General features: G+C 73.3%; 23 protein-coding genes. 11 read left to right on the forward strand and 12 right to left on the reverse strand.

Going from position 1 to position 26,816, the window contains the following annotated elements; translation table 11 throughout:
• Positions 1 to 42: 42 nt before the first annotated feature.
• Genes ACQPZF_RS11515 through ACQPZF_RS11530 form a run of 4 tightly spaced genes read right to left on the reverse strand, consistent with a single transcriptional unit; the run spans position 43 to position 5,678 of the window.
• On the reverse strand, positions 43 to 1,503 hold the full coding sequence (locus tag ACQPZF_RS11515; RefSeq protein ID WP_433271083.1) for an alpha-amylase: 1,461 nt from the start codon (positions 1,501 to 1,503) through the stop codon (positions 43 to 45).
• On the reverse strand, positions 1,500 to 4,121 hold the full coding sequence (locus tag ACQPZF_RS11520; RefSeq protein WP_433271085.1) for an MGH1-like glycoside hydrolase domain-containing protein: 2,622 nt from the start codon (positions 4,119 to 4,121) through the stop codon (positions 1,500 to 1,502). The genes ACQPZF_RS11515 and ACQPZF_RS11520 overlap by 4 nt, the downstream gene beginning before the upstream one ends.
• Positions 4,118 to 4,555 (reverse strand): DUF7144 family membrane protein, encoded by a 438-nt coding sequence (locus ACQPZF_RS11525; RefSeq protein WP_433271088.1) that lies wholly within the window; start codon positions 4,553 to 4,555, stop codon positions 4,118 to 4,120. Before ACQPZF_RS11525 ends, ACQPZF_RS11520 begins: the two co-directional genes overlap by 4 nt.
• 49 nt (positions 4,556 to 4,604) lie before the next feature.
• Entirely contained in the window at positions 4,605 to 5,678 is a 1,074-nt protein-coding gene (locus ACQPZF_RS11530) for an AI-2E family transporter (protein WP_433271090.1), read from the reverse strand.
• A 139-nt stretch (positions 5,679 to 5,817) separates the two neighbouring features.
• Here ACQPZF_RS11530 and ACQPZF_RS11535 point away from each other — a divergent pair, with 139 nt between their 5' ends.
• From ACQPZF_RS11535 to ACQPZF_RS11545, 3 genes are read left to right on the forward strand one after another with little or no spacing between them, the layout of a single operon-like run.
• Positions 5,818 to 7,671, forward strand: coding sequence for a glycoside hydrolase family 15 protein (locus tag ACQPZF_RS11535; protein WP_433271092.1), 1,854 nt, complete (start codon positions 5,818 to 5,820; stop codon positions 7,669 to 7,671).
• Positions 7,659 to 8,069 carry a DUF1269 domain-containing protein gene (locus ACQPZF_RS11540; protein WP_433271095.1) on the forward strand — a complete coding sequence of 137 codons (411 nt, stop codon included), beginning with the start codon at positions 7,659 to 7,661 and terminating at the stop codon, positions 8,067 to 8,069. The genes ACQPZF_RS11535 and ACQPZF_RS11540 overlap by 13 nt, the downstream gene beginning before the upstream one ends.
• A complete protein-coding gene (locus tag ACQPZF_RS11545; protein ID WP_433271097.1) occupies positions 8,066 to 8,470 on the forward strand; it encodes a potassium channel family protein in 405 nt (134 codons plus the stop codon). The genes ACQPZF_RS11540 and ACQPZF_RS11545 overlap by 4 nt, the downstream gene beginning before the upstream one ends.
• Here ACQPZF_RS11545 and ACQPZF_RS11550 read toward each other — a convergent pair.
• Entirely contained in the window at positions 8,443 to 9,780 is a 1,338-nt protein-coding gene (locus ACQPZF_RS11550; RefSeq protein ID WP_433271099.1) for an MFS transporter, read from the reverse strand. The two genes, ACQPZF_RS11545 and ACQPZF_RS11550, sit on opposite strands and share 28 nt — an antisense overlap.
• 378 nt (positions 9,781 to 10,158) lie before the next feature.
• Between ACQPZF_RS11550 and ACQPZF_RS11555 the strand changes: the two genes are divergently transcribed.
• The 8 genes from ACQPZF_RS11555 to ACQPZF_RS11590 all read left to right on the forward strand — a co-directional run bounded on the left by ACQPZF_RS11555 (position 10,159) and on the right by ACQPZF_RS11590 (position 17,885).
• The gene (locus tag ACQPZF_RS11555; protein WP_433271100.1) at positions 10,159 to 11,142 is read left to right on the forward strand and encodes a hypothetical protein; all 984 of its coding nucleotides are present in this window, start codon (positions 10,159 to 10,161) and stop codon (positions 11,140 to 11,142) included.
• On the forward strand, positions 11,139 to 11,936 hold the full coding sequence (locus ACQPZF_RS11560; protein ID WP_433271102.1) for a metallopeptidase: 798 nt from the start codon (positions 11,139 to 11,141) through the stop codon (positions 11,934 to 11,936). Before ACQPZF_RS11555 ends, ACQPZF_RS11560 begins: the two co-directional genes overlap by 4 nt.
• Before the next feature lie 65 nt (positions 11,937 to 12,001).
• A complete protein-coding gene (locus ACQPZF_RS11565) occupies positions 12,002 to 12,493 on the forward strand; it encodes a DUF1269 domain-containing protein (protein ID WP_433271104.1) in 492 nt (163 codons plus the stop codon).
• 46 nt (positions 12,494 to 12,539) lie between these two features.
• Positions 12,540 to 12,761, forward strand: coding sequence for a hypothetical protein (locus tag ACQPZF_RS11570; RefSeq protein ID WP_433271106.1), 222 nt, complete (start codon positions 12,540 to 12,542; stop codon positions 12,759 to 12,761).
• A complete protein-coding gene (locus ACQPZF_RS11575; RefSeq protein WP_433271108.1) occupies positions 12,752 to 13,444 on the forward strand; it encodes an AAA family ATPase in 693 nt (230 codons plus the stop codon). Before ACQPZF_RS11570 ends, ACQPZF_RS11575 begins: the two co-directional genes overlap by 10 nt.
• Positions 13,441 to 13,581 (forward strand): hypothetical protein, encoded by a 141-nt coding sequence (locus ACQPZF_RS11580; protein ID WP_433271110.1) that lies wholly within the window; start codon positions 13,441 to 13,443, stop codon positions 13,579 to 13,581. Before ACQPZF_RS11575 ends, ACQPZF_RS11580 begins: the two co-directional genes overlap by 4 nt.
• 195 nt (positions 13,582 to 13,776) lie before the next feature.
• Positions 13,777 to 16,395 carry an AAA family ATPase gene (locus ACQPZF_RS11585; RefSeq protein WP_433271112.1) on the forward strand — a complete coding sequence of 873 codons (2,619 nt, stop codon included), beginning with the start codon at positions 13,777 to 13,779 and terminating at the stop codon, positions 16,393 to 16,395.
• Between the two features lie 302 nt (positions 16,396 to 16,697).
• Complete coding sequence (locus ACQPZF_RS11590; RefSeq protein WP_433271114.1) at positions 16,698 to 17,885, forward strand: cytochrome P450; 1,188 nt, start codon at positions 16,698 to 16,700, stop codon at positions 17,883 to 17,885.
• Between the two features lie 168 nt (positions 17,886 to 18,053).
• Here ACQPZF_RS11590 and ACQPZF_RS11595 read toward each other — a convergent pair whose 3' ends face one another.
• The 7 genes from ACQPZF_RS11595 to ACQPZF_RS11625 are packed head-to-tail and all read right to left on the reverse strand — an operon-like array spanning position 18,054 to position 26,816.
• Positions 18,054 to 19,064, reverse strand: coding sequence for a ketopantoate reductase family protein (locus tag ACQPZF_RS11595; protein WP_433271116.1), 1,011 nt, complete (start codon positions 19,062 to 19,064; stop codon positions 18,054 to 18,056).
• Positions 19,061 to 19,798: an SDR family NAD(P)-dependent oxidoreductase gene (locus ACQPZF_RS11600; RefSeq protein ID WP_433271118.1), complete on the reverse strand. Its 738-nt coding sequence runs from the start codon at positions 19,796 to 19,798 to the stop codon at positions 19,061 to 19,063. Before ACQPZF_RS11600 ends, ACQPZF_RS11595 begins: the two co-directional genes overlap by 4 nt.
• Entirely contained in the window at positions 19,795 to 21,579 is a 1,785-nt protein-coding gene (locus tag ACQPZF_RS11605) for a M28 family peptidase (RefSeq protein ID WP_433271120.1), read from the reverse strand. Before ACQPZF_RS11605 ends, ACQPZF_RS11600 begins: the two co-directional genes overlap by 4 nt.
• A 20-nt stretch (positions 21,580 to 21,599) precedes the next feature.
• Entirely contained in the window at positions 21,600 to 23,255 is a 1,656-nt protein-coding gene (locus ACQPZF_RS11610; RefSeq protein WP_433271123.1) for a gamma-glutamyltransferase, read from the reverse strand.
• Complete coding sequence (locus tag ACQPZF_RS11615) at positions 23,252 to 25,057, reverse strand: dipeptide ABC transporter ATP-binding protein (RefSeq protein WP_433271125.1); 1,806 nt, start codon at positions 25,055 to 25,057, stop codon at positions 23,252 to 23,254. Before ACQPZF_RS11615 ends, ACQPZF_RS11610 begins: the two co-directional genes overlap by 4 nt.
• Positions 25,054 to 25,869, reverse strand: a complete 816-nt coding sequence (locus ACQPZF_RS11620; RefSeq protein ID WP_433271127.1) for an ABC transporter permease — start codon at positions 25,867 to 25,869, stop codon at positions 25,054 to 25,056. The genes ACQPZF_RS11615 and ACQPZF_RS11620 overlap by 4 nt, the downstream gene beginning before the upstream one ends.
• Positions 25,866 to 26,816: an ABC transporter permease gene (locus tag ACQPZF_RS11625; RefSeq protein ID WP_433271129.1), complete on the reverse strand. Its 951-nt coding sequence runs from the start codon at positions 26,814 to 26,816 to the stop codon at positions 25,866 to 25,868. The genes ACQPZF_RS11620 and ACQPZF_RS11625 overlap by 4 nt, the downstream gene beginning before the upstream one ends.

Below are 26,816 nucleotides of genomic sequence, written 5' to 3' on the forward strand. Positions count from 1 at the left end.
TGGGCCGGTTCCGACAGGCTGCGTCGCTTTGACGCGTTCAGGTCAGTCGGTGACGGCCAACAGGTGGTAGCCCCAAGGGGGTAACGCGACGTAAAGACCCTCGGTCGACACTTCGTGGCCGTCGCGGTAGAAGGTTTCGTCTCGCAGCGGATCGCGGAAGCCTGTGGACTTGTCGGCCAGGCCGGTCCACGGCACGGCCACGCGGCCCTGGGACGGGGTGGGGGAGAGGTTGACCACGACCAGGTGGCGTGCTCCCGGCGCGGTCCAGGACCAGGACAGGAGGTTGTCGCACGTCCGGTTGTCGGGCCAGCCGTCGACGTCCAGGAGTTGCCACGTCCCGGTTCGCACGTCGGGTGCGGTGGACAGCAGGCGGTGGTGCCAGGTCGTGAGGGCTGGGTCGGCTGGTTCGTCGGGAGCGCGGTTCAGGAACACCGGTGGTCGCGTGTGCTTGGCCTCGAACTGGCCCTCGTGCCACAGGGTCGCGCCGGGCAGCGTGGCCAGGGTGACGGCTGCCGCGGGGATGGCCTCGCGGGGCAGGCGCGACGCCACCCTCGGCTCGTCGTGGTTCTCCAGGAAGCGCAGCAGGCGCCACTGGTAGGCGAGGTCGGCGCGCAGGTGGTCCCGGACGGCGGCGGGGTCGAGGTCGAGGATGCGGTCGTAGAGGCGTTTGTCGTAGCAGAGGTCGAAGCCCTGTTGGTGCAGCGTCCATTCCATGTCCCAGTACGCTTCGGCGATCAACAGGGTGTCCGGGTGGCGGGCGCGGAACTCGGCGAGCACGACCGGCCAGAAGTCGAGCCGCGGCGGTGGTCCGGTGCGGCCGGCCCAGGTTCGGGCGAACACCTCGTTGGTCGGCAGCATCGCCATGTCGCAGCGGATCGCGTCGCACTGTTCGGCGATGTCCGCCAGCGTCCGTGCCGTCGCGTCGCGCAGGTCCGGGGAGAACGCGTCCAACTGCACCACGTCCGGCCACGGCGGGAAGTACGGGTCGCGGCCCCGGGCCACGATGTGCCCGTCGAGCGCCAGCCACGCCTCCGGCGAGTCGGCGAGGTCGCGGTCGTCGCCGCGCACGAACAGCTCCGGGCGCTCGGCGACCCACGGGTGGTCCGGTGCGACGTGGTTGGGCACGTAGTCCAGGACCAGCAGCACACCCCGACGGGCGAGGGCGGTCCGGGCCTTCGCGAGTCCCGACCGCCCGCCGAACCGGTCGTCCACCTCGTAGCGGCGCACGCAGTACGGCGAGCCGATCACGTCGTCGATCCGCAGGTCCGGCAACGCTTCCCGGAACGAACGCCGCGTGTCGGCGTCCACCAGCGCCAGCCCGGCGGCGCTGCGCTCCCAGACGCCCATGAGCCACACGGCGTCGACTCCCGGCCGCGTCACGGCGTCCCACGCCTCGCCGGGCACGTCGCCGAGGGTCACCGGCCGGTCCAGCTCGCGCGTGAGGTCGGTGAGCCACACGGCGGTGTTCACCTCGTGCACCACGGGTTGCGTCGGCGGGATCATCGGCGCACCGCCCCGCGGAACAGCAGTGGCAGCAATGCGACGGTGCCGGTCCACCCGGTCTGGTGGCTCGCCCCGAGGCCCGCGCCGGTGTCGCCGTCGAAGTACTCGTGGAACAGCACCAGGTCCCGCCAGTGCGGGTCGTCGCGCAGCAACCGGTGGCCGCCGTGGGCGGGCCGGCCGCCGTCACCGGGCAGGAACAGCCGCACGAGCCGGCCGGAGATCTCCTCGGCCACCTCGCGCAGCGACAGCCATTGTCCGGACCCGGTCGGGCACTCGACGCGGAACCCGTCGCCGAAGTGCTGGTGCAGGTTCAGCAGTCCGCGCACCAGCATCACGTTGACCGGGAACCACACCGGTCCCCGCCAGTTGGAATTGCCGCCGAACATGCCGCTGTCCGACTCGGCCGGCAGATAGGACACCCGGTGCTCCTGACCGTCCACGGTGAACACGTACGGGTGGTCCCGGTGCCACTTCGACAGCGACCGGATGCCGTACGGGCTCAGGAACTCGTCCTCGTCCAGCACCCGGGCGAGGATGCGCCGCAGCCGCTCCTCGTCGAACAGGGCGAACAGGATCGGCTCGGTGCCGTGCGCCTGCTCGCCGTGCCGCCACAGGGCGGCGGTCACCGCCGGGTGCCGGTCCAGGAACTCGACCGCGCCCCGCACCAGGCCGGGGAACCGCTCGCGCACCGCGCCGTCCACGACGGTCGCCGCCGCCAGCGGCACCAAACCCACCGCGGACCGCACCTTCAGCGGGGCGGCGGAGCCGTCGGGCCGCCGCAGCACGTCGTAGAAGAAGCCGTCCTCCTCGTGCCACAGCCCCACGCCGTCCGGGCCGACGTGCCGGGTCGCCGCCGCGATCCACGCGAAGTTCTCCAGCAGCGCCTGCGCCTGCTCGACGTAGGCCGGGTCGTCCACCGCCAGCTCCAGCGCGATCCTGGTGAGGCTCTGGCAGGACAGGGCCATCCACGCGGTGCCGTCGGCCTGGTCGAGGTGGCCGCCGGTGGGCAGCGGCGCGCTGCGGTCGAACACGCCGATGTTGTCCAGCCCCAGGAAACCGCCCTGGAAGACGTTGCGGCCGTCGACGTCCTTGCGGTTGAGCCACCAGCCGAAGTCACGCATGAGCTTGGGGAACGCCCGAGCGAGGAACGCCCGATCCCCCTTCCCGCGCGCGGCTTTCTCGTACTCGTACACGAACAGCACCGCCCAGGCGTGCAGCGGCGGGTTCACGTCGCCGAAGTTCCACTCGTACGCCGGAACCTGTCCGTTGGGGTGCTGGAACCGCCGCTCCAGCAACAGGTCTAGCTGCCGCTTGGCCAGCGCGGGGTCGACCACCGCCAGCGCCACCGCGTGGAACGCCAGGTCCCACGCGGCGAACCACGGGTACTCCCACTTGTCCGGCATGGAGATGACGTCCTCGGCGACGACGTGCCGCCAGACGTGGTTGGGCGACGTCGGCGGACCGAGCGGGTCGGCGCCGCGTTCGGTGAGCCAGCGCTCGACGTCGAAGGCGTAGTACTGCTGGGACCACAGCATCCCGGCCAGCGCCTGCCGCGCCACCGCGCGCTCGTCGTCGCCGAGGTCGCCCGCCAGCACGTCCGCGTAGAACTCGTCGGCCTCGGCCCGCCGGGCGGCGAACACGGCGTCGAAGTCCGCGAACGGGTCCGCGGCGGTGTGGTCGGCGAGCCGGACGCGCACGGTCGCGCTGCCGCCCGCCGGGATGTCGAGCACGCACACCGCCGCCGCCTTCGTGCCGATGTCGCTCGGGTCGACGGCGGACATGTCGCCGTGCACGACCGCGCGGTGGATGCCGTCCTTGACGAACGGCGATGCGTTGGGCGAGCCGAAGACCCTCTCGTCGTCGGTCTCGTTGCCGGTGACCAGGATCGACGCGGGTGGGTCGACGGACAGCCGCCGCGCGCCCAGCCCCGCGCCCTCGGCGCGCACCGAGCCACCGGCCGCGACCAGCACCGGCTGTTCCTCCTCACCCGCCCACGACCAGGTGTGCCGGAACCACAGGGTCGGCAGCACGTGCAGCCGCGCCGGGTCGGGCCCGCGGTTGTGCGCGGTGACCCGCATCAGCACGTCCTCCGGACCGGCCTTGGCGTACTCCACGACGACGTCGAAGTACCGGCTGCCGTCGAAGATTCCGGTGTCGAGCAATTCGTACTCGGGATCGTCGCGGCCACGCGACGCGTTGACGGAGACCAGCTCGTCGTACGGGAATTCCCGTTGCGGGTACTTGTAGAGCATCTTGAGGTAGGACGACGTGGGCGTCGCGTCCAGGTGGAAGTAGCACTCCTTCACGTCCTCGCCGTGGTTGCCCTCGGCGTTGGTGAGCCCGAACAGCCGTTCCTTGAGGATCGGGTCCGCGCCGTTCCACAGCGCGAGCGCCAGGCACAGCCGCTGCCGGTCGTCGCTGATGCCCGCCAACCCGTCCTCACCCCACCGGTAGGCGCGGTAGCGGGCCTGGTCGTGGGTGAACGACGACCACGCGTCGCCCCCGAACCTCGCCTCGCGCACGGTGCCCCACTGCCGGTCCGCCAGGTAGGGGCCCCAGCGCCGCCACGGAATCCCCGCCTCGGCTTCGTCCAGCCGGAGCCGCTCCGCCCCGGTCACCGCCGGCCACCCACTTCGTCGCCGTGCACCACGACGGCCCACACCACGACCACGCACAGCGCGATCACGATGGTCGACCACACCGGCTGCACGGACACGAAACCCAGTTGCAGCACGGCGTTGAGGGACGCGAACACCACGGCGACGACGCGTGCCCAGGCGGCCCCGGTGAGCAGCCCGGCGCCGCTGAGCGCGACCAGCACACCGACGACCAGGTGAGCCCAGCCCCATCCGGTGAGGTCGAGCACGAGGACGTTGTCCGGCCCCACCACGTAGTACTCGTTGTCGAACAGGGCGACCATGCCCTCGATCACGTTGAACGACCCGATGACGATCATCATGATGGCCGCGAACCCGATCCAGCCGGTCCATGCGCTGGACCTGGGCCGCTCGTCCTCCCACGCATGGGCGGTGCGGTGCGTTTCCTGCGCCATCTCGGTTCCTTTCGACTCGTGGACCACGTCATCGACCACGGTGGCGGTTTCACGGCGGCGTTTCCTCACCCGGCGCGGGCGAACGGGAGCGCGTCAGCGCGGCGACCCAGCCCGCCCGGGGGTCGACGTCCACCAGCACGGCGCCGACGAGCAGCGTCGCCGGCACGGCCAGCAGCATCCCGAGCGGACCCAGCACCCAACCCCAGAACACCAGTGCCACGAACGCCGCCGTGGTCGACAGCCCGACCGCGCCGCCCGCGAAACGGGGCTGCACCAAGGACTGCCCGACGAAGTTCACGACGACGTAGACCGCGCAGACCAGCAGCGCCCGACGGGGACCGTGCTCCAGCAGCGCGAGCACCGCCGGCGGCGCGAGCCCGAGCAGGAACCCGATGTTCGGGATGTAGTTGGTGACGAAGGACAACAGCCCCCACAGCACCGCCAGCGGCACGCCCAGCGCCCACAGCGCCACGGTGTCCGCCACCGCGATCGCGAGACCGAACACCGTCGTGACGACGAGGTAGCGACGGGTGCGGCGGGCGAACCCGCGCAGCGAGGCGCCCAGGCGCGGCCGGTCGGCGGACAGCTCGACGAGCCGGGCGTCCATGCCGTCCACGCTGAGAAAGAGCAGCAGCGCCAACAAGAAGATCAGGTTCGTCGTGAGCCCGGCGAGGTCGCCGAGCAGCGTGCCCAGCGACGACAGGACCCGCGAGGTGTCCACCGACTCGACGAACGTGCGTAGCTGCCCCGGTTCACCCGCCACCTGGTCCAGCAGGTCCGACCCGCGGGCGAGCAACTCCTTGCCGCGGTCGACGTAGCCGGGCAGCAACTCGCCCAGCTTCGCCCCGGACACCACGACGGTCAGTCCGAACAGGACCACCACGCCGTACACGGCGGCCACGACGGCGATCGTCTCCGCCCACCGCGGCACGCCGCGCCGGCGCAGCGCCCGGCGCACGGGACTCACCGCGATCACGACCACCAGCGCGAGCAGCGCGGGGGTGACCAGCCACGCGGCGGCGCGCAGCCCGGCCACCACGATCACCGCCGACGCGCACCCGAGCAGCACCACGAGCCCTCGGGGGAGTACTCCGTTCCCCGGCACGGCAACACTTCCGGCCATCAGTCCTCCGTTTCCGCGGTCAGGGGACACCGTGACAGCCGGGCCCGGGGTGGTGCTTCACCCGCGGCGAACGAGGGTCCGCGCGGCCTCACCCGCCGTAGGCGGTGTCGGAGGTGGTGCGCGCGGCCAGCGTGGTGGCATGCCCAACGCAGAGCAGCACGACTACCCGCCGATCGCGGCGCACGGCCTGATCGGCGATCTCCAGACGGCGGCACTGGTCGCCGCGGACGGCACCGTGGACTGGTGGTGCGTACCGCGCTTCGACTCGCCGAGCGTGTTCGCGTCCGTGCTGGACCGCGAGCGCGGCGGCCACTGCCGCATCGGCCCGGCCGGCGACCGGCGGCTCGGGCGGCAGCTCTACTTCCCGGACACCGCCGTGCTGATCACCAGGTTCACCACCGACGGCGGCGTGGGCGAGGTGGTCGACTTCATGCCGCCCGCCGGGACGATGGCGACCACCCGTCGGCGGCTCGTGCGCATGGCCCGCTGCGTGCGGGGCAAGGTCGACTTCGCGCTGGAGGTCGCACCGCGCTTCGAGTACGGCACCGGTCCACACAGGACGGTGGTCACCGATGACGGCGCGGTGTTCGAGAACACCGACACGTCGGTGGTGCTGCACGTGGTGCGTGAGCCGGGTGATCCCCGCGCGACGGACCTGCGCGTGACAGACCGGCAGGACCTGCACGGGGTGATCAGCCTGACCGAGGGCCAGGTGCGCGGGATCGTGCTGGACACCAACCTCGGCGGGCCGCTGAGGGCGGTGCGGGTGGCGGAGGTGGAGGAGGCGTTCGCGGACACCGTCCGGTTCTGGCAGACCTGGCTCGCCCGCTCGAACTACCGCGGCCGGTGGCGCGAGGCCGTGGACCGGTCGGCGATCACGTTGAAGCTCCTGACCTACGCGCCGACCGGCGCGATCGTGGCCGCCCCCACGGCGGCGCTGCCCGAGCGCATCGGCGGCGGACGCAACTGGGACTACCGCTACACGTGGGTCCGTGACGCCTCGTTCGCCGTGTCGGCGTTGCTGGACCTGGGTTTCACCGACGAGGCGGCGGCGTTCGCACGGTGGCTGGCCGACCGGTACGAGGAGGGCGACGGGCCGTTGAAGGTGCTGTACCGGGTGGACGGCTCGCCGCACGTGCCCGAACGGGTGCTCGACCACTGGGAGGGCTACCGCGGCTCGGCGCCGGTCCGGGTCGGGAACGCCGCGGGAGACCAGCTCCAGCTCGACATCCACGGCGAGCTGTTCGACGCCCTGCACCGCGCGCACGGGCACGGGCTGAGGGTGGGCCGGCGCGGCTGGCGGGCCCTGTCGGGGGTCCTGGACTGGCTGGAGGGCAACTGGGACCAGCCCGACGAGGGCATCTGGGAGACCCGGGGCGGGCGGCACGACTTCACCTACGGCCGGGTGATGAGCTGGGTGGCCTTCGACCGGGGCCTGCGCATCGCGCACGAGCAGGGGCTGCCCGCGCCGGTGGAGCGCTGGCGCGCGGCCCGCGACGAGATCCACGAGCAGGTGTGGCGCAGGGGCTGGCACCCCGGCCGGCGGGCGTTCGTGCAGCGTTACGACTCCGACGTGCTCGACGCCTCGGTGCTGCGGCTGGGCCGGGTCGGGTTCGTCGCGCCGCACGACCCGGCGTGGCTGGACACGCTCGCCGCCGTCGAACGCGATCTCGTGCTGGACGACCAGGTCCTGCGCTACGACCCCACGGCGTCACCGGACGGGCTGGACGGCGTGGAGGGCACGTTCTCGCTGTGCACCTTCGACCACGTGTCCGAACTGGCCCGCGCGGGCCGGACGGCCAAGGCGCGGCTGGTGTTCGAGAAGGCGCTGACGCACGCCAACGAGGTCGGCCTGTACGCGGAGGAGTTGGGCCCGGACGGGGCGCAGCTCGGCAACTTCCCGCAGGCGTTCACCCACCTGGCGCTGGTGGAGGCGGCGGTGGCGCTGGACCGCGCGCTGGCCGCGGGAGGTGAGCCGACGTGGCCGTGGTGACGGTGTGGTGGTTCGCCTCGCCGGACGGGGCGGAGGACGCGTTGCACCTGCTGCACGACCGCCAGGCGGAGCTGTGGGACGCGGCGGTCGTGTCGTGGCCGCCGGACTACGCGCTGCCGGAGGTGCGGCGGCCCGGCCGGATCGTCGGGGACGCGGTGCTCGGTGGCGCGTTCTGGGGGCTGATCACGGGGTTGCCGCTGCTCGCCCCGGTCCTGGGTGCGGTGGTGGGCGCGGGTGTCGGGCTGCTCGTCGCGTGCCTGACCCGGCCGGGTCTCGCCGACGGCACCGTCCTGGAGTGCCGGCGGCGGGTCACCCGGGGCTCGTCGGTGCTGGCGCTGCTGACCGACGGGGAGGACGTGCTGGACACCCTGGCTGCGGCCGGGGCCCGGTACCCGTGACCGGGGTGGTCGTGGCGGGCGTCGCGGTTGTGCTGCTGGTGATCGCCTGGCAGTTGCGGGGGATCGGCCGGTCCGACCACCCGGTGCGGCGGGGCGTCCAAGCGCTCGTGCTCGTGGCGGGCGTGTTCGTGCTGGTGTTCGCCGGCTGCTACCACTTGCTGTCCACAGTGGACAGTTCCGCGTTCACCGAGCCGTTGGACTTCGTCGACGCGGCCTACTTCGCCGTCACGGTGTTCGCCACGGTCGGGTTCGGCGACATCGCGCCCGTGACCACCCCCGCGAGGCTGGTGGTCACGGTGCAGATGTGCGGGAACGTGCTGCTGGTCGGTGGCGTGGCCCGGCTGGTCGTGCACGCGGTGCGGACCCGCCGCCGTCAGGTCGGCGGGGGCGGCGCGGACTGACGGGGCAGCAGGACCGCGACGCCGAACCCGACCACCGCGAACCCGCCGAGCACGGCCAGCGCCGAGGCGTACGGCCCGCCGCCGGCGACGGTCGACGCGACCGCCGACCCGGCCAGCGCCGTGCCCAGCGAGGACCCGAGGTTCGACACGGCCCGGGACACCCCGGACACCGCGCCCTGCGCCTCGGCCGGCCACGCCGACTGCACCAGGGTCACCGAGGCGGTGAGCATCGTGCCGACGCCCGCACCGAGCAGCAGCAGTCCGGGCAGGAATGCCGCGAACCCGGAGTCGTGGCGCACCGGCCACACCAGCAGCGCCACGCCCACGACCGTCACGGCGAACCCGGCGCGGACGATCCGGTGCTGGGGGTGCTTGCGCGCCAGGCGTTCCGCCACCGCCGCGGCGGCGAGCACCCCGGCGGTGGCGGGTGCGAGCGCCAGACCGCTGCGCACCGCGTCCAGACCGCGCACCTGCTGGGCGTAGACCGAGAGCACGATGAACGCGCCTTGCAGCACCAGCCACTGCACCAACTGCGTGGCCAGCCCGAGGACCGTGCGCGGATCGCGGAACAAGGCGGGCGGGCACAACGGGTCCGCGCGGCGGCTGATGTGCCACCCGAACCAGACCAGCACCAGGACGCCGAGCCCGACCACCGCCCACGCCGAGCGCAGGACGCCCAGCACCACCAGGAACATCGCCGCCCCCGACAGCACCGCGCCCGGCACGTCGAACCGGCTCGACCGCGGCGGCGGACCGGGGTCGCGCAGCCCGCGGGCGGCCACCAGGATCGCCGCGACCACGGCGGCCTGGAGCAGGAACGCCGACCGCCACCCGAACGCGGTGGTCAACAGCCCGCCCAGGAGCGGTCCGGCCGCCGCGCCCACCCCGCCCGCCGCGCTGACGGCGGCGAAGGACCGCGCCCGGCCGGCCACGTCGGCGAACGCCACCGTCACCAGGATGTAGATGGGCGGGATCATCAGCGCCGACCCCACGCCTCCCAGCACCGAGTAGCCCACCAGCAGCAGCCAGGGCCCGGGTGCGAGGGCGGCCAGCAGCGCGCCCGTCCCGTACACGGCGAGACCCGCGACGAAGCACGTCTTGCGGCCCCACACGTCGGTCAGCTTGCTGCCGGGCACCATGAGCGCCGCCATCGTGAGTGTGAACAGCGTGATCATCAGTTGCACACTGGACACCGAAGTGTGAAGGTCGTCGGCGATGGCGCCGATGGACACCGTCATGGTCGTCGCGGCGAAGCTCGCGATGAACTGCGCGAGCGCCAGCGGCGCCACCATTCCCCTTTTCGATCGCATATTCACCTTCTCTGGGTGATGCGGCGGCACGCGCCCGTCCACCCGTGATCCCGTCGCCGTCCGCGGTGAGCGCCCGGTCGTCGCCGACGGTCGCACCGGAGCGGTTCCGGCCGGCTCACCCGCCGCGGGTGGGGCTGCGCCGACGTTCACCCGCGGCAGGTGTCGCCGTGCCCCGCGTGCCGCCGTGACGCTGATGTCGCGGGGTGAGGGCTTCGGGGGGCTTCGCGGCCTCGGCCCTCATCCCGTGCCGGTGGCGCCGGTCCGGTCGTCGCGGAACGCGCGGTGGCGGACCAGCGGTCGGGGCGCGGTCCGAGGCGCCGCGCGCGACGGTCCGGCGCCACCGGACTCCCCATCCCTCCGGCGCGAGGAGAAGCCGCCGTGCGCACACCCGTCCTGCTCGGACCCCACCGGCTCGTCGACGTGGTCCGGCCCCTGCACCCCATCGCATCCGTCTACATAGGACGGTCAACCGGCACGCCGTGGGCGGACCGCCTGGCCGGACTGGTGGACGCGCTGCTGGCCGACGGTGCGGACGAGGCGACCATCCTGGACTTCCTGGTGGCCGCCTCCGACGAACCGGACACACCGGTGGCGGTGTTCGCGGACGGCGGGCACGTGCCCGCCGTGTACGCGACGCCCGGCCGGCGCGGCCCGGACTCCGCCCGGTTCGGCGCTCCCGCGCACGTGCTGCCCCTCATGGCGTGGGCGCAGGAACGGCCGCCCTGCGTCGTGGTCGACGCGCGGCGGGCCAGTGTCGAGGTCGTCACCGTGCCCGGTGGGCTGGAGGCCGGCGTGCGGGAGTCCGTCTGGTGCCGGCCGCGGGCCGTGGTCGACGTGTGCCGGGCGACCCTCGCCCGGTTCCCGGCGCGGTTGGTGGTCGTCCACGGCGACGAGCGGTTCGCCGAGTCGCTGCGCGCGGCGTTCACCCCGGACGCCACGGTGCGCCGGGTCCGGGAACCGGGCGGCGACAAGCTGGCGGAGGTGGCGCGGTCCACGGCGCGGCTGTGGGCGGCGCAGAGCCTCGCCGACTTCGCCGAGCGGTCCGTCACGTCCGGCCACGCCGTGCAGGGGATCGAGGCGACCATCGACGCCCTGGCGCGCGGGCGGGTGCGGGAACTGCTGGTGGGCAGCACCCCGGCCGAGTCGGCCACCGCCTGGTTCGGCGCGACGGCCCGGCACGTGCTGGACGGGAAGCGCTCCGCCCCGTGGGCGCGGCGATCCGGGCCGGCGGTCGACGTGGCCGTGCGGGCCGCTCTCCTCGGTGACGTGCCGGTGCGCATGTTGCGCCCTGGTGTGCCCGGCGCGCCCGCGGGCGGCGTCGGGGCGCTGTGCCGCTTCCCGCTCGCGGCGGTGCGGTCGTGACCGCCGAACTGGTGCCGCTGAGCACCGCGTTCGACGTGTCCTGGCGCGGGTACCGCCGCGACCAGGTGCGCCGGTACGTGGACGAGGCGGAGGCCGACATCCGGCTGCTGACCGCCGACCGGGACGCCGCGCAGCGCTGCGCGGACCTGCTCGCCGCCCGGCTGGAAGCCCAGCGCCGCGAGAACCGGTCGTTGCGGACCCGGCTGGACCTGGTGTGCCGGACGCCGCCGGACCTCGACGGCGCGGAGGAACGCGCGTGGCACGTCGTGCGGCTGGCGCACGAGGAGGCGGGCGAGATCACCGCGCGCGCCCGTGCCGCGGCCGAGCAGGCGTGGGCCGTCGAGCGTCGCGCCGAGGCATCCCGCCGCCGGCGGCACGAGGCGCTGATCGCGCAACTGGAGGCGCAGCGCCGGCACGCCGAGACCGAGCACCGCGCGCTGCTGGGCCGGGCCCGCGCCGAGATCGCCGGGCTGACCCGCGAGGCCGAACGGCGGCGGCGCGAGCTGGACGACCGCGCGACCCGTACCCGGGACCGCGTCCGAGAGGACTTCGAGCTGGCCATGTCGGTCCGGCGGGCGGAAGCGCTGCGGGCGCTGGTCGAGCAGGAGAGCGCGGCCCGCGCCGAGGCGGAGCGGATCGTCCGCGAGGCGCGGCGGCGGGTCGCCGTCCTGACCGGACACCGCGACCGCGTCGCCGCCCGGCTGCGCGCCGTGGCCGAGGTCCTCACCCGCGTCGACCCGGCGCTGAACCACGACCTGCCCGCACCCGGCACGCCGATCGCCTCCGTCGGGTGAGGCGCCGGACCACGTGCCGCCGCTGCACTGGCACCAGTTCCCCAACATGAGATCGGAAAGGTGACATGGCCACTCTGACCATTTGGAAGTTCCACTCCGCCGACGGGGCCGACGAGGCCGCGCGGACGCTGGAGTCGCTGGCCAAGAGCAAGCTGATCACCGTGCACGACGCGGCCGTCGTGTCGTGGCCGGAGGCCCGGAAGAAGCCCAAGGTCCGCCAGCTCCACAACCTCGTCGGGCGCGGCGCGTTGACGGGCGCGTTCTGGGGCATGCTCGTGGGCCTGCTGTTCCTCGCGCCCCTGGTCGGCGCGGCGGTCGGCGCGGCGACGGGCGCGGCGAGCGGCGGTCTGGCCGACATCGGCATCGACGACGACCTCATCCGCGAGATCCGGGAACGGGTCACGCCCGGCACGTCGGCGCTGTTCGTGCTCACCACCGACGCGGTGCTGGACAAGGTGCAGGACGCGTTCGCCGGCCCGGACCGGCCGGAACTGCTGTTCACCAACCTCTCGCCCGCGCAGGAGCAGGCGCTGCGCGAGGTCTTCGCCGACGACTGACGCCCGTCCCGGCGCGACCACGCCGGCTCTCCGTGGAGGTGTCCGCATGGGACGTCGGCACAAAGGCCGCCGCCTCGCCCTGTTGTGTGTCCTGATCGCCCTGGTGCCGCTGGTCGTCGAGCGGCGCGCGGGTCGGCTGCCCTGCGGCGCCGACAGCGTCGTGGTGGTGGCGGTGCTGCTCGCCGCCGCCCTCCCGCGGGCGGTGGTGCGCCTGGCCGCCGCGCTCGCGGAACCGACCGCACCGGCACCGGAGGCGTCATGTCCCTGACCGGTGTGCTCGCGCGGGAGCGGCTGTTCGCCGCGCTGGACCGGGTGGCGGGCCACGGTGGCCGGCCCGCCCCGGTAGCCCTCGTGCACGCGCCGACCGGGGCGGGCAAGACCGCCCTGGTGGCGAGCTGGGCCGCGCGGTGCGCCGACCGCGCGGCCTCCGGCGACGGCGCCGCGCCGCTGGTCGTCGTCATCCCGCTCGACGACCGGCACGGCGAGCCCGCGGCGCTGAGCGAGGCCGTGCACGACGCGGTGGTCTCCGCCGACGGGTCTCCGCTGGCGCGGCTGATCCCGCGCCCGCGGCGGACCGCCGCGCCGGTGTCGCCGCTGTGCCTGGTGCTGGACGACGCGGACGTGCTCGCCGGGCGGCCGGCGGCCCGCCTGCTGGCGACGCTGGCCCGCCACCCGTCGCTGCGGCTGGTCCTCGTCGGCCGCACGCCGCCGCCGCTGCGCCCGTGGCTGCGGGCCCGCGGCCGGCTGCACGAGATCGGCGCGGAGGACCTCGCGTTCACCGAACGCGAGGCGGCGGAGCTTCTGCGGGCGCACCGCGTCGTGCTGTCCCCGGAGGACCTCGCCGTGCTGCTGCGCCGCACCCGCGGCTCGGCTGCCGGGCTGCGCCTGGCCGCCACGTCGCTCACCGCCCGGGGCACACCGGTCGTCCGGCAGGTGGCGACCGCCCGGTGACCGGCCACAGTGGCGTGGGTTGCGTCACAGGTCTCCTGCTGGTGGACCAGTCCGGATCGGACCTCCGCGTGGTGTCCTCCGCCGGCCGGGAGACCCGTTCGGACGCCGCCGTGCGGGCGATCGCGCGGGACACGTGACCCCGTTCGCCAGATCTGGGCAACCTCCTGTGCCGGCACCACTCTCGTCACCCGCTGAGGGTGAGGAGCGCTCGTGATCCGAACCCCGATGATCGTTCCTACCGCCGCCGCCCGATCAACCGGTGGTCCACTCACGAGGCGGCCCGGCGATCGGGCACACCGGACCACCACCGGTAGAGCAGAAGGGCGTACAGCATGTCGGAGCGGCACGAACCAGCGGACACCGGCCACGAGCGGGAGCCGGGCCACCCGGTGGCGCCGCCGAAGCTGCGCGTCCCGCTCGCCGAGGCGCCGATGGTGCACCGGCGCAGGCTCGTCGCACTCCTGGACCAGCACACCGCCGCGACGACCGCCGCGCCGCCGGTCACCGTGGTGACCGGTCCGGCCGGCGCGGGCAAGACCACCGCGCTGGCGATGTGGACCCGGCGGCGCGAGACCGCGCGCGTGGCGTGGGTGACGCTCGACGCGCACGACAACACCTCTCCCTACCTGTGGTCGGCGGTGCGGGAGGCGCTGGTGGACGCGATCGGGGCGGGCGGCGACCTGCCGGACCTCCCGCCGCCGGCCGAACCGGACTTCCCGGCTCTGCTGATCGCCGTGCTGGAACACCTGCCGTCCCCGGTGCACCTGGTGGTGGACGACGTGCACCTGCTGGACGACCGGGCTGCGTTGCGGGGCCTGGAACTGCTCGTGCGGCACACACCCGGGCCGCTGCGGTTGGTGCTGGCGGGGCGGCACGTGCCGCCGTTGCGGCTGTCCCGGCTGTGGCTGGAGGGCAGGCTGCGGGTGGTGGGAGAGCGCGACCTCGCGTTCACCCGCGAGGAGGCCGAGGAGCTGTTCGCCCACCACGACCTGAGACTCGACGCGCGGGACCTCGACCACGTCCTGGGCCTCACCGAAGGCTGGACGGCCGGCCTCCGGCTGGCCGCGCTGACGGGCTCGCCGGCCGCCTTCAGCGGCGCGCTGCCCGCCGTCGCGGACTACCTCGTCGAGGAGGTGCTCGCGCCGCACGGCGAGCGGGCGCGGCGGATGCTCGTGGCGACCAGTGTGTGCGACGAGGTGTCGGCGGACCTCGCCGCCGCCGTGGCCGAGGAACCCGAGGCGGGCCGGCTGCTCCAGGACCTCCGTCGCACCCACGCCCTGGTGTCCGCCGCCGACACCGACGGATGGTTCCGCTACCACCCGCTGCTGCGCGACCACCTGGCCGCCGAACTCGACCGGACACGTCCCCGCGACCGCCCCCGCCTGCACCTGGCGGCGGCGACGTGGCACCGCGACCACGGCCGCCCGCTGGTCGCGCTGGAGCACGCCGTGCACGGGGAGCGGCCCGACCTGACCGCGGACCTCGTCGGCCGCCACGGCTTGGTGGAAGTGCTGTGCGGCAACGGACCCCGCCTGCACGAGCTGCTGACCGCGGTGGCGCAGCCGCTGTCCGAACGGCCCCTGGTCGCACTGGTGGGCGCGGTGGCCGCGCTGGACGCGGGCGACGTGGCCGCCGCTTCCTGGCTGCTCGGACACGTGGGCGAAGCCACGCTGACCTCGGACCGCACGCGGGCCCTGCACGCCGCCGTGCGCCTGCACCACGCGCGTTACCAGGGCGACCTGGCCGGGCCGCTGCTCGCCCTGTCCGCGACGCAGGCGGGCCGCACCGGCGACGCCGCCGTCGACGTGCTGGCACGGCGGGAACGCGGCATCGCCCACCTGTGGTCGGGCCGGCTCGATGAAGCCGAACAGGACCTGCGGCACACGCTGGACGCGGCCGTGCGCGGCGGCTTCGACCACGCGACCCTGGAATGCCTGGCCCACCTCGCGGCCGTGGCGGCGGCCCGCGGCGACGCGTCGGGGATGGCGCACCAAGCCGACCGGGCACTCGACGTGGCCGCAGCGCACGACTGGTTGGACCGCCCCGCCTGCGCGGTGGTCTACGCCGTGCTCGCCGCTCACGCACACCGGTGCCTGGACGACGCCACGGCCCGCGCGATGGCCACCCGCGCCGTGAACGCCCTGCCGGACGCGGCGGACCGGACGCTGGAGCTGGTCGTGGCCGCGGTGCACGCGATCACCTCGTTCGACCGGGCGGACGACCCGCACGCGGTGGTGGCGACGCTGTGGAAGCAGTGGCGCGGGTTCGCCGACGGCCACGTCGCCCCGCACGTGGTCGCCGAGGTCGCGCCCACCGCGCAGCGCATGGCGTTGCGCGTGGGGGAGGAGCAGTGGGCGGCCGACCTGGCGGGCTACGTGGAGTCGGTGATCGGCCCGTCCGGCGAACACGCCTTGGCCCAAGCCGTGCTGCTGGCCCACCGCGGCCGGGCAACCCAGGTCCACAAGCTGCTGGAACCGTTGCTGCGCGGGCAGTCCGACGCCGTCGCCCCCGGCACCCTGGTCGACGCCTGGGTCCTGGAGTCGACCCTCCTGGCCCGCGAGGGCAACGCCCAACAGGCCCACGACGCGCTGCGCAAGGCGCTGGCGGCGGCCGAACCTCTGCACGCGCTGCGGCCGTTCTACAACGCGGGCAAACCGGTCCGCGACCTCCTCGCCAGAGGCGCCGGCCGGTTCGGCAGACTGGACCGCTTCGCCACCGCGGTGATGACCACCGTCCCGACGGCGTCCACCGGCCAGCCCGAGGGCCTGACCACCCGCGAGCGCGCGCTGTTGGTGGAATTGCCGTCGATGCGCACGGCCGAGGAGATCGCCGACTCGATGTTCGTGTCCGTCAACACGGTCAAGACCCACCTGCGCGGCATCTACCGCAAGCTCGGAGTGAGCCAACGCCGGGACGCCGTCGTGGTGGCGCGCCAACGTGGTCTCATCTGATCGATCATCGGCGGACGCCGTTGTCCGATGTAGACGACCGCCATGGCCTGGCCTGCCCCCTCGCGACCCGACGATCCGGTCCTACAGGCCCTTGGCTTGACTCCAACGCCCCCAGTCAATGCGTAGTCGGTGACGGTGCGAGTCGATCGGCCCCCTGGTCGAGTGGTGTCGCTCCTCGTTCGGGTTGTGACCGGCCGGCCTGCGTGCACCTCGACCTCTGGTGGGAAGTCTCCGGTGAGCGGAGGCGTCCGCCGGGAGCGTCGGAGGCCGAGGTCGAAGCAGCTCACGGAGGGCATCGCGTGATGAGGATCGGTGACAGGCGCCGGTTGCGGCGCGATCCGCTGGAGTACGTCGAGGACCTCCGCCGGCGCAGCGCGACGGAGGTGATCCGGTTGCCCGGCGGCGGTTGGTGCCTGGGCGACCCGGAGCCGGCGCAGGTGCTGTTGCGTGCCCGGGAATTCAACGCGGGCAGGTCGGGGTTTTTCGGCGACCTGCTGCCGACGCGGGCGGTGCAGGTCGAGGTCGGCCATGCGGTGCGTGATGTCCTTCGGGCCCGCCTGCCGGATTACCGCGCGGCGTTGACCTCGGCGGTGGCCGGGCTGCCGTCGGTCAGCCGGTGGCCCGCGGCCGGGAACCGGCTGGTGTACCGCTGCCTGGCGGACCTGCTGCTGCACCCCGGCACACCGGCCGGCACGCGGCGGTGTGCGGACCGGGCCGCGGACGTGGGCGTGGTGTTCCGCGCGTCGCGGGTGTGGCGGCGGGCGCGGGCGGAGGTGGCGCGGGCCAAGGTGATCGAGGCTTTGACCGAGCAGGTGCAGCACCGCCGGCGACACGGTGTCGGCGAGCCGCGCGATGTGCTGGACGCCGTGCTGGGCGCGTGCCCGGACGATCTGGCGGACCGGACGGTGGCCAGGGTGCACCTGACGATGTTCCGCGCGGTCGCGGCGCCGGTGGCCGCGTCACTGGCCTGGTCGGTGCTGCTGGCCTGCCTGCACCACACCGCCGGTTCCTCTTGGCCGTGGCCCGCCGACCAGATCGTGCGGGAAGCGTTGAGGTATCGGCCGATACCCTGGATGCTCCGCCGCACCGTCCCCCGTCCCACCACCTTCGCGGGGACCTGTTTGCGCTCCGGCGATCTCGTCTCGGTCAGCCCTCATCTGCTGCACCACGACCCGCGTCGCTGGACCGACCCCGAGGTGTACCGACCCGAACGCTGGGCGCAGTCCGGCGGGCACGGCCCCTACATCCCGTTCGGCGCGGGCCCTTTCGCCTGCCCTGGCGCCTCGGTGGCGCAGACGCTGGTCATCGAGGCGTTGGCCGCGCTGGCCGAGGGCGCCCGACTGTCGGTCACCGGAGGTGACACGCGTGCGGTCATGTCCGAGGGCATCGTCCCCCGGCCCTTCACCCTGCACCGCACGCGGGCCGAACGAGCACCACGACACCGGGAGGAGGTGAGCGATCATGGCCGCGATGCTGCGACGCGTCTTTAACACCAAGCCGGAACGGCGTTGGTACTGGTACTAGGCAGCCGGATTCGCGACCCGGCCCCGGTGACCCGGGCGATCTTCGACATCCCCGGTCACCGGGGCCGGCGGGTGCGGGGAGCACCCAAGTGCCGGGCACTGGCCCAGTTCCACACCGCCCTCGGCACCTCGGGTTCAGCGCACGTCGGCGAGTTCGTCCAGCACGGCGGTGCCCATCGTGCTCGCATCCCGTTCGGCCCGGTGCACCGCGTCGACCACCGCGCGCACGTGCGGGACGGCGACGTCGTGCCGGTCCGCGGCGTCCAGTACCGGCCCGAGGATGTGGTCCACCTCGGTGGGCCGGTGGTGGATCGCCAGGTCTCGCCACACGCCGGTGCGGGTCTGCTGATGTGCGACCCAGTAGGTGATCTGCGCCTGCCAGGCCGCTTCGACGCTCTCCCGGTCCGCCTCGGTGTCCACGGTGAACAGGGTGGGGTCGAACCCGTCGACGGTTTCGCATCGCACGCCCGCCGCTCGGGCGACTCGCTCGACTTCCCCGACGAGACGGCCGAACAGTGGGCGGTGCTCGTGGCGGGCCAGCAGGACCGGCACGTCCTCGTCCGCCACCGCGGTGGCGAAGTACACCGCCGCGATCGCCGTCTTCGACCACAGGTGGCCGAAGATGTTGTCGGTGACCTCGGTCGGGTGGAACTCGCCGAGCAGCCGTGCCAGCTCGCGCACCCGCTCGCTGGTGGCGCCGTCGGGTTCCCCGATGCGGAAGGTGCCGGCGCCGCCGTAGACGATGTGGCCCGGTTCCTGGTAGAAGCCGCCGAACGTGACCAGTGCCCCGACCGTCCGGTGTAGACCGACGGCGCCTGCGATCGGGTACTCCTCCAAGCCGTTCTGCAGCGACACCACGTACCCGTCTTCGGCCAGCAGAGGTCCGATCACCCGCAGCGCGTCCTGCGTGTGCCGGGACTTCACGGCCAGCAGCACGGTGTGCAGCGGCTCGGCCAACTGGTCCGGACGCACCGCGCGGGGCCGCGCGACGAACTCCGCCTCGCCGGAGATCCGCAGCCCGCCGGCGGCGATCGCGGCCACGTGCTCGGCGTTGGCGTCGACCAGGACCACCTCGTGCCCGGCCCGGTGCAGGTGGGCCCCGACCAGTCCGCCGATGGCGCCCGCGCCCACGATGTGGATGGTCATGTCAGGTCCCTCGTCAACGGTAGGTGCGGGCGGCCGGTGTGCGAGCCGCCGCTGACGTCGATGATCGCCCCGGTGGTCCACGACGCGCGGTCGGACAGCAGGAACGCGCAGGCCTCGGCGATGTCGGCCGGGTCGCCGGTGCGGCGCAGCGGTGTGGCCGCGAGGGTCTGCGCGAAGTAGTCGGGCACGTCCGGGGTGTCCGGGTGGATCACCTCGTCCAACACCAGGCCTGGTGCGACGGCGTTCACCCGGATCCCGTGCGGACCGCCCTCGATCGCGCTGACGTGGGTGAACATCTCGACCGCGGCCTTGGAGGAGCAGTAGTGCCCGCCGCCGGCGCGCGCGGACCGGGCCGCACCCGAGGAGACGATGACGATCGAGCCCGCGGTGCCGCGCGGGATCCACCGCCGGAACAGCTCGCGGGTGATCAGCATGACCGACCGGACGTTCACGGCGAAGACCGTGTCCCATTCCGTCACGGTCATCTCGCTGATCGGCAGGTTCGGGTAGATGCCGTGCGCGAGCACGACCCCGTCCAGCGGCCCCGCCGCCTCCGCCTCGTCCACCACGGAGAACAGGTCGGTGCCGGCGAGGTCGGCCCGGACGTCCACCCCGGAGGCCCGGTCCTGGGTGATCACGCGTGCGCCGCGCTCGGCGAGCAGGTTCGCCGTGGCCCGCCCGATCCGGCCCGCGGCACCGGTGACCAGGTACCGCGGTCCGCTCGGCCCGGTCATGCGAGGGCGCCTTCCAGGAAGGACACGACGTCCCGCAGGCCCGCGGTGACGCGGTTGCGCTCGCGCAGCAGTCGGGTGTGCAGGAAGCGGAACGGCGCGCCGGCGGGGTCCAGTTCGGCGAGTCGGGGTGCGTCGGCCAGTCCGGGGAGTCCGCCGACGAACAGCGCGGGGTCGTGCCGGAACCGGTCCCCGCGGGTGTAGTCGAGCGGCACCAGCAACCGGGACAGCCGGTGCACGATCGAGTTGAACCGGTCCGGGTCCGCCGATTCCCGCGTGGCCCACACGCTCGCCGCCAGTTCCCGCGCACGCAGCCCCCGCTCGACGGCGACCGACAGGTCGAGCCGCCCGCCGGAGGCCGTCTGCAACTCGCGCAGCCGCTCGACGAGCGCGTCGCAGGTGCGGGTGAAGTCGAGCGGCAGCACGGGATCGGTCAGCAGGCGCCACACCGCGTGCAGGTAGATGCGGGTGTCGCGGGCCAGCAGCACCGGGTCGATCTTGTCCAGGGTGTCCTCGCGGGTGTGCCACCACCACCCGGTGCCGTTGCCCTTGCGCGGCCCGCCGCCGAACACGGCTGCCTGGGCGTTGAGCAGCGCCGGGTCGATCGGCTGCTCGCTCATGTTCGCGAAGATGGCGGGCACCCCGATGCCCCAGAACGACTGGTCGCCGGCACGGTGCATCCGGCGGCCCGCCCAGTCCTGGCCCGCCTGCGTGCTCAGCGCCTCCTGGGCCAGCTCGCCCAGTTCGGCGGCCGAGGTCGCGTCGGCGACCACCGTGTTGCCGTTCCCCCCGGTCGAGTCGATGTTGACGTGGACGACGGCCCGCGCCTCCAGCTCCTCCCAGTGCTGGTCGGCGTACCAGGCCGAACCGGAGTAGCGGCCCTGGGAGTGCCCGGACCAGAAGGCCAGGCGCAGCCCCCGCCGCCACCGGTCGCGGTGCGCGGCGGCGATCCGGGCGACCTCGACCATGGTGGCGTTCGCGGTTCCGTTGTCCATCAGGCCGTGGTGCCAGGTGTCGTGGTGGCCGGTGAAGAACACGAACGGTTCGGCCTCCCCGCCCTGCTCGCTGGGCAGGTCCGCGACCAGGATCGGGGTGGGCCGCCAGCCGGTGTCGATCTCGGTGTGCACGGTGACCTCGCCGCCCGCCGCGGCCGACTCCCGCAGACGGGCGCCGTCGGTCGCGGAGACCGAGCACACCGCGGTGCCGGGCAACTGGTGCACGGTGTCGTCGCCGGGGCTGCCCCAGACCGGGGACACGCACATCTCGTGCAGCTTGTCGTGCGGGCTGACGTGCACCTGGGCGATCGCGCCCCGTCGGCCGGCCTCGATGGTCTGATCCGGTCCGGGCACGCCGTCGACCAGCACCACGCACCCGGTGACGTCCAGACCGTCGTAGTCGTCGGCCGTGCCCCGGCCCACCGCCACCAGGCGCCCGGTCACGCCGGTCGGGGGCGTGGAGCGGGAGAACGACACGGCGAGCGCGGCGAGGGTGCCGCCCGTGACGTCCACCCGGGCCGACACCGGAAGGCTGATGTAGGCGTCGTGGCTGATCAGCCGGGTGGCGAAGCCCAGGTCGTCGAGGACGCCGCGCAGGTAGGCGAGGCTGTCCAGCTCTCCCGGGGTGCCCGCGTGCTTGGTCCAGCGCGCCATCGGCGACAGCACGGCCATCAGCCGCTCGGCGGAGACTTCGCCGGTCACCCGGAGCACGTCCGCGAGCCGGTCGGCCCGGCCGTCGTGGGCCACGAGCGTGGCCGGCGCGCTGTGCCCTGTCTCGGTGTTGTTCACTGTGGACGGTCCTTTCGGGTTCACAGGGCGGCGGCGCTGCCCGCGCGGCGCGGTCCGGCGGAGCCGAACAGCTTGCCGTCGTCACCACGCCAGCTCATCTGGTACGAGCCCAGGTGCCAGTCGTAGGCGGGCAGCGGCGACATCAGCAGCCCGAGCGACATCACTCCCCGGGTGACCTCGTCGGGCACCCGGCTTTCCATGGAGAACTGGTAGTCCTCGCCCAGCGGGTAGAGCCGGGGCGCGTCCTCGGCGGCGTAGGGGTCCATCCCGTAGTCCAGGATGTTCGACAGGACCTGCGGCACCGTGCAGTAGACGCTGCCCGGGGAGCCCAGGCCCAGGACGGGGCGGCCGTCCTTGAAGACCAGGGTGTTGCCGATCGCGCACCGCATCCGGGCGCCGCCGGTGAACCAGCCGCCCAACCACATGTCCATCCTGTTGATCCCGTTGCTGCCGATCATCGGCACCCCGCCGATCACCTCGCCCGGGATGCCCGAGCCCTGGAGGGTGTTCATCGACTGCACCCAGTTGCCGTGCTGGTCCACGATGGACAGTTCGCAGCTACCGGCGGACTGGGCCGGGGTGGGCGGGGTGAGCTGCCCGATCGCGGCCAGCCGGGCCGCGCCGCCGGTCACCTCGACGTGCTTGGCGAGGTCGACGGTGGGCCTGCTCCGGCGGATCAGCTCGGCCACCATGGCGTGGAAGTCCCGGGACATCAACACCTCGGCCGGATTCTCGAAGATCCGCGGGTCGTTGACGAGGTTCGCCTCCTTGTCGGCTCGCCGCAGCGCGTGCGCCAGGTAGTACAGCGCTTCGGCCGACTCGGTGTAGTGACCGACCGAGGTGATGTCGAGTTCGTCCAGGATGCCCAGCACCATCGAGCAGAACACCGCCTGCCGCTCCGGCGGCGAGAGCTGCACGATCTCGTGCCCGCGGTGCTCGTAGCGCAGTCCGCTGCCCCATTCGGGCCGCGAGACCGCCATGTGCTCGGCGGTGATCGGCCAGCCCAGTTCGTTGGCGCGGCGCAGGAAGTCCTGTGCCCAGCCGCCGGTGATGAAGTAGTCCGGGCCTTCCTCGGCCAGCCGCCGCATGGTGCGGTGCAGCTCCGGTTTGGGCCACCGGTCGCCGACCTGGGGCAGGTGCCCGCCGGGTGCGAAGTGGGCCCGGCCGGAGGGGGTGTAGAGGAAGAAGTCGTACGACTGGGCCATGACCAGGTGCTCGAAGGAGTCCACCACGTGGCCGACCTCGGCCCAGTGCACCGCGGGCGCGCACAGCTCCGCCCAGGGGCGGGTGGCGAACCGTTCGTAGAGCGCTTTCATGCCGGGCATGAACCCGGGGATCACCGCGTAGGGCCCGGCCCCTGTCGCCGAGTACTGGCTGCGCGGCGGCGGCACCCGGTGGAAGGGCGGCAGGTCCGGCGCGATCATGCCGTGGCTGTTGAGTTCGTGCACGGTCCCGGTGTCGGCTTCCCAGAACAGCATCGTGAACATGCCGGCGTGGTTGGTCAGGTCCTGCTGCACGACGGCCTGCACCAGCGACCCGGCGATGACGGCGTCCACCGCCGTGCCGCCGCCGGCCAGCACGTCGCGCATCGTGTCCGTGACGATCGGGTGCTGGCTGGAGCACACCGCTCGTTCGCCGGACACCGGGGTCTTGGGGCCCACACGGCCGTCGGTCACCTGGTGGCTCCTTCCTGATCGAGTCCGAGCACCGAGCCCACGAGGCGGGCGGTGTACTCGTGCCCGGGGTTGTCGAGGACATCGGCCGTGCGGCCCTGTTCGACGATTTCGCCCTGGTAGAGCACCAGGACGCGATCGGTCATCTGCCGGACGACGGACAGTTCATGGGTGATGAAGAGCATGCTCATCCGGTACTGCTGTCGCAGCAGCCGGAGCAGGGACAGGATCTCGGCGCGGACCGACACGTCCAGTGCGGCTACCGGCTCGTCACAGATCAGCAGCCTGGGGCGCAGCGCTACGGCCCGCGCGATCGCGATCCGCTGCCGCTCGCCACCGGAGAGCTGCGCGGGGCGCCGCCGCGCGTGCTGCTCGGTGAGCCCGACCTGCGTGAGCAGTTCGGCGATCTCCGCCCGGTGGTCGGCATCGCGGTCGCGGGCGGTGATCGCCTCCCGCAAGGTGGCGCCGACGGTGCGGACGGGGTTCAGCGACGAGTACGGGTCTTGGAAGACCACCTGCACGAGATGGGCGACGCCGCGCGACTGGGCACGGCTGAGCCGCTTGTAGTCGGCCAGGTCGAGCCCACCCAGCTCGATGCTCCCGGAGTCCGGGTGGACCAGCCCGAGCAGTGTCCGGGCGATGGTGGTCTTGCCCGATCCGGACTCGCCGACCAGGCCGACCGACTCGTGCGCGCCGACGTCGAAGGACACCCCCTTCAACGCCTGGGAACGTTGCCTCGCGCCGGCCAGGTCCCGGTAGGACTTGCGCAGTTCGCGCACGGTGAGCAGGACACCGGAGGCGGCCACGTCGACGTCTCCGGTGCCCTGCGTGTCCTCCTCGGCCGTGCCGAGGAGCTCCGGGCCGATCTCCTCGACACGCAGGCACGCGGTCGTGTGACCGGGCTTGGTGGCCCGCAGCGCCGGCCGCTCGGACCGGCAGGTGTCCACGGCCCAGGCGCAGCGGGACGCGAACCCGCACTGCCCGCCGACCGAGTCCGCGGGCGGCACCCGCCCGGGAATGGACTGCAACCGCTCGACCCGGCGGTCGATCGGCAGGTACGAGCGCAACAGCCCGGCCGTGTACGGGTGCTGCGGGGTGCGCCGCAGCTCGTCGGCGGGGGCCTGCTCGACCAGGCTCCCGGCGTACATGACCATGATCCGGTCGCACACCGAGAACGCCACGCCGAGGTCGTGGGTGACCAGCACCAGGGCCATTCCCCGTCTGCGCCGCAGGCGATCGAGCATGGCGAGGATCTGCGCCTGCGTGGTGGCGTCCAGCGCGGTGGTGGGCTCGTCCGCGATGAGCAGCTCCGGGTCGCCGGCCAGCGCCGCGGCCAGCGCGACGCGCTGCCGCATACCGCCGGAGAGCTGGAACGGATAGCGGTGGGCGGTCCGCGCGGGGTCCAGGCCGACCTCCTCCAGCCGCCCGTAGACCTCGGCGCGCAGCTTGGCGCGGTTGCGGCGGAGGGTCGGCAGGCCCTCCGCCACGTGCGCGAACGCGGTCTGCACGGGGTTGAGCATGGAGAACGGGTCCTGCATCAGCAGGCTGATCCGGCCGCCGCGCACGGTCCGGAGGTCGCCGTCGGTCAGCCCGAGCAGCTCCGAGCCGTCGAAGGTCACCGAACCGGTCGCGCTCACCTCGCGGGGGAGCAGGCCGACCAGGGCGCGGACGGTGAGCGACTTGCCGCTGCCGGACTCGCCGACGATGCCGACCGACGTCCCCGCCTCGACGGCGAAGGCCACGTCCCGCACCAGCCGACGATCCCGGTGGCTGATGTCCACGCTGTCCACCGTGAGCAGACTCATCGTGCCTCCCGCCGTGCCGTGAGCCGGTCGTAGACGCTGTCCCCCAGCACGGTCGCGCAGGTCGCGGTGAGCATGATCAGCACGGCCGGCGCCAGTGACAGCCACGGCTCGGACAGGATCTGCTCGCGCCCGTCGGCGATCATCACACCCCATTCCGCGCTGCCCGGCTCCCCGCCGATGCCCAGGAAGGCCAGTGCGGAGAAGGCGATCAGGGCGACGACGAAGTCCAGCAGGAACGTGGCCACCACGGTGGGCACGATGTTGGGCAGGATGTGCCGGAACATCACCGTGCGCGCGGGCAGCCGCAGGCTCTGCGCGGCCTCCACGTACGGGAGTCCACTCTGGACGCTCGCGGCGCTGCGGATCATGCGGATCGCGGTCGGCATGGACAGCAGCGACAGCACCAGCACGGTCACCGGGTAGCCGCCCGAGGAGATGCCCACCACGACGATCGCCACCAGCAGCGCCGGCAACGCGTACATCACGTCCACCAGCCGGCTGATCACCGCGTCCACGGGGCCCCGGTAGTACGCCGCGGCCAGGCCGAGGCAGATGCCCACCGCCACCGCGACCAGGGCCACCACGAGCGGGCCGATCACCGCGACCCGGGCGCCGGAGATCACCCGGGACAGCACGTCCCGGCCCAGGTCGTCGGTGCCCAGCCAGTGCTGCGGACTCGGCCCGCCGGAGCTGAGCATCAGGTCCTGCGCGTTCGGCGGGTACGGGGCGAGCGCGTCGCCGGTGACGACGCAGACCAGGATCACCGCGAGCGGCACGGCCGCGGCGATCGCGGGCAGGCCCAGCCGCCTCACGACGCCACCTGCCGGGTCCGGATGCGCGGGTCGAGCAGCCCGGTGAGCACGTCGACCGCCAGGTTGACCAGGATCACGAAGGCCGCGGCGACCAGGGCGATGCCCTGCACCATCGGAATGTCCTTGGTGTTGACCGAAACCACCAGCAGCGACCCGACCCCGGGCAGCGAGAACACCGTCTCCACCAGCACGGCGCCGGACAGCGCCGCGATCAGCACCACCCCGGAGGAGGTCACGATCGGGACCGCCGCGTTGCGCAGCGCGTAGGCGACCAGCACCCGCGCCGGCGCCACACCCCGCGCCCTGGCGAAGGTGATGTAGTCCTGGTCCATCACGTCGAGCATCGCCGCCCTCGTCTGCCGCAACACGATCGCCATCAGCGCGGTGGCCAGCGACACCGCCGGCAGGACGAGGTGCCGGATGCTGTCGCCGAAGCCCTCGCCCGCTCCGAACACGGGGAACCAGTCGAGCAGGACCCCGAACACGTACACCAGCAGCAGACCGACCGCGAACGGCGGCGCGCTCATCCCGAAAGCGGCCACAGTGGACACCACGCGGTCCGTCGTGGTGCCCCGCCGCAGGCCTGCCGCGGCGCCGAGCGGGATGCCGATCACCACCACGAGCAGCAACGCGAACAGCGCCAACTGGAACGACATGGGCAGGGTCTGGCCCAACGCGTCGATCACGTCCTCGCCCGACCGCACGGAGGTGCCCAGGTCCAACTGGACCGCCGAGGCCAGCCATCGCCCGTACTGCACCGGGAATGGGTCGTCCAGGTGGTACTTCCGCGTGGTCGCCTCGATCAGCTCCGGCGTGGTCGGCGCGGTGCCCATCAGCGTCGCCAGCAGCGACCCCGGCGCCAGCGCGAGCAGGCTGAACACCAGGAACGACACCAGCAACAGCATCCCGACCATCGCGGCGAGCCGCCGGAGGAGAAACCTGGTCAT

This window comes from Actinosynnema sp. CS-041913, assembly GCF_050942485.1.
GTDB lineage: Bacteria > Actinomycetota > Actinomycetes > Mycobacteriales > Pseudonocardiaceae > Actinosynnema.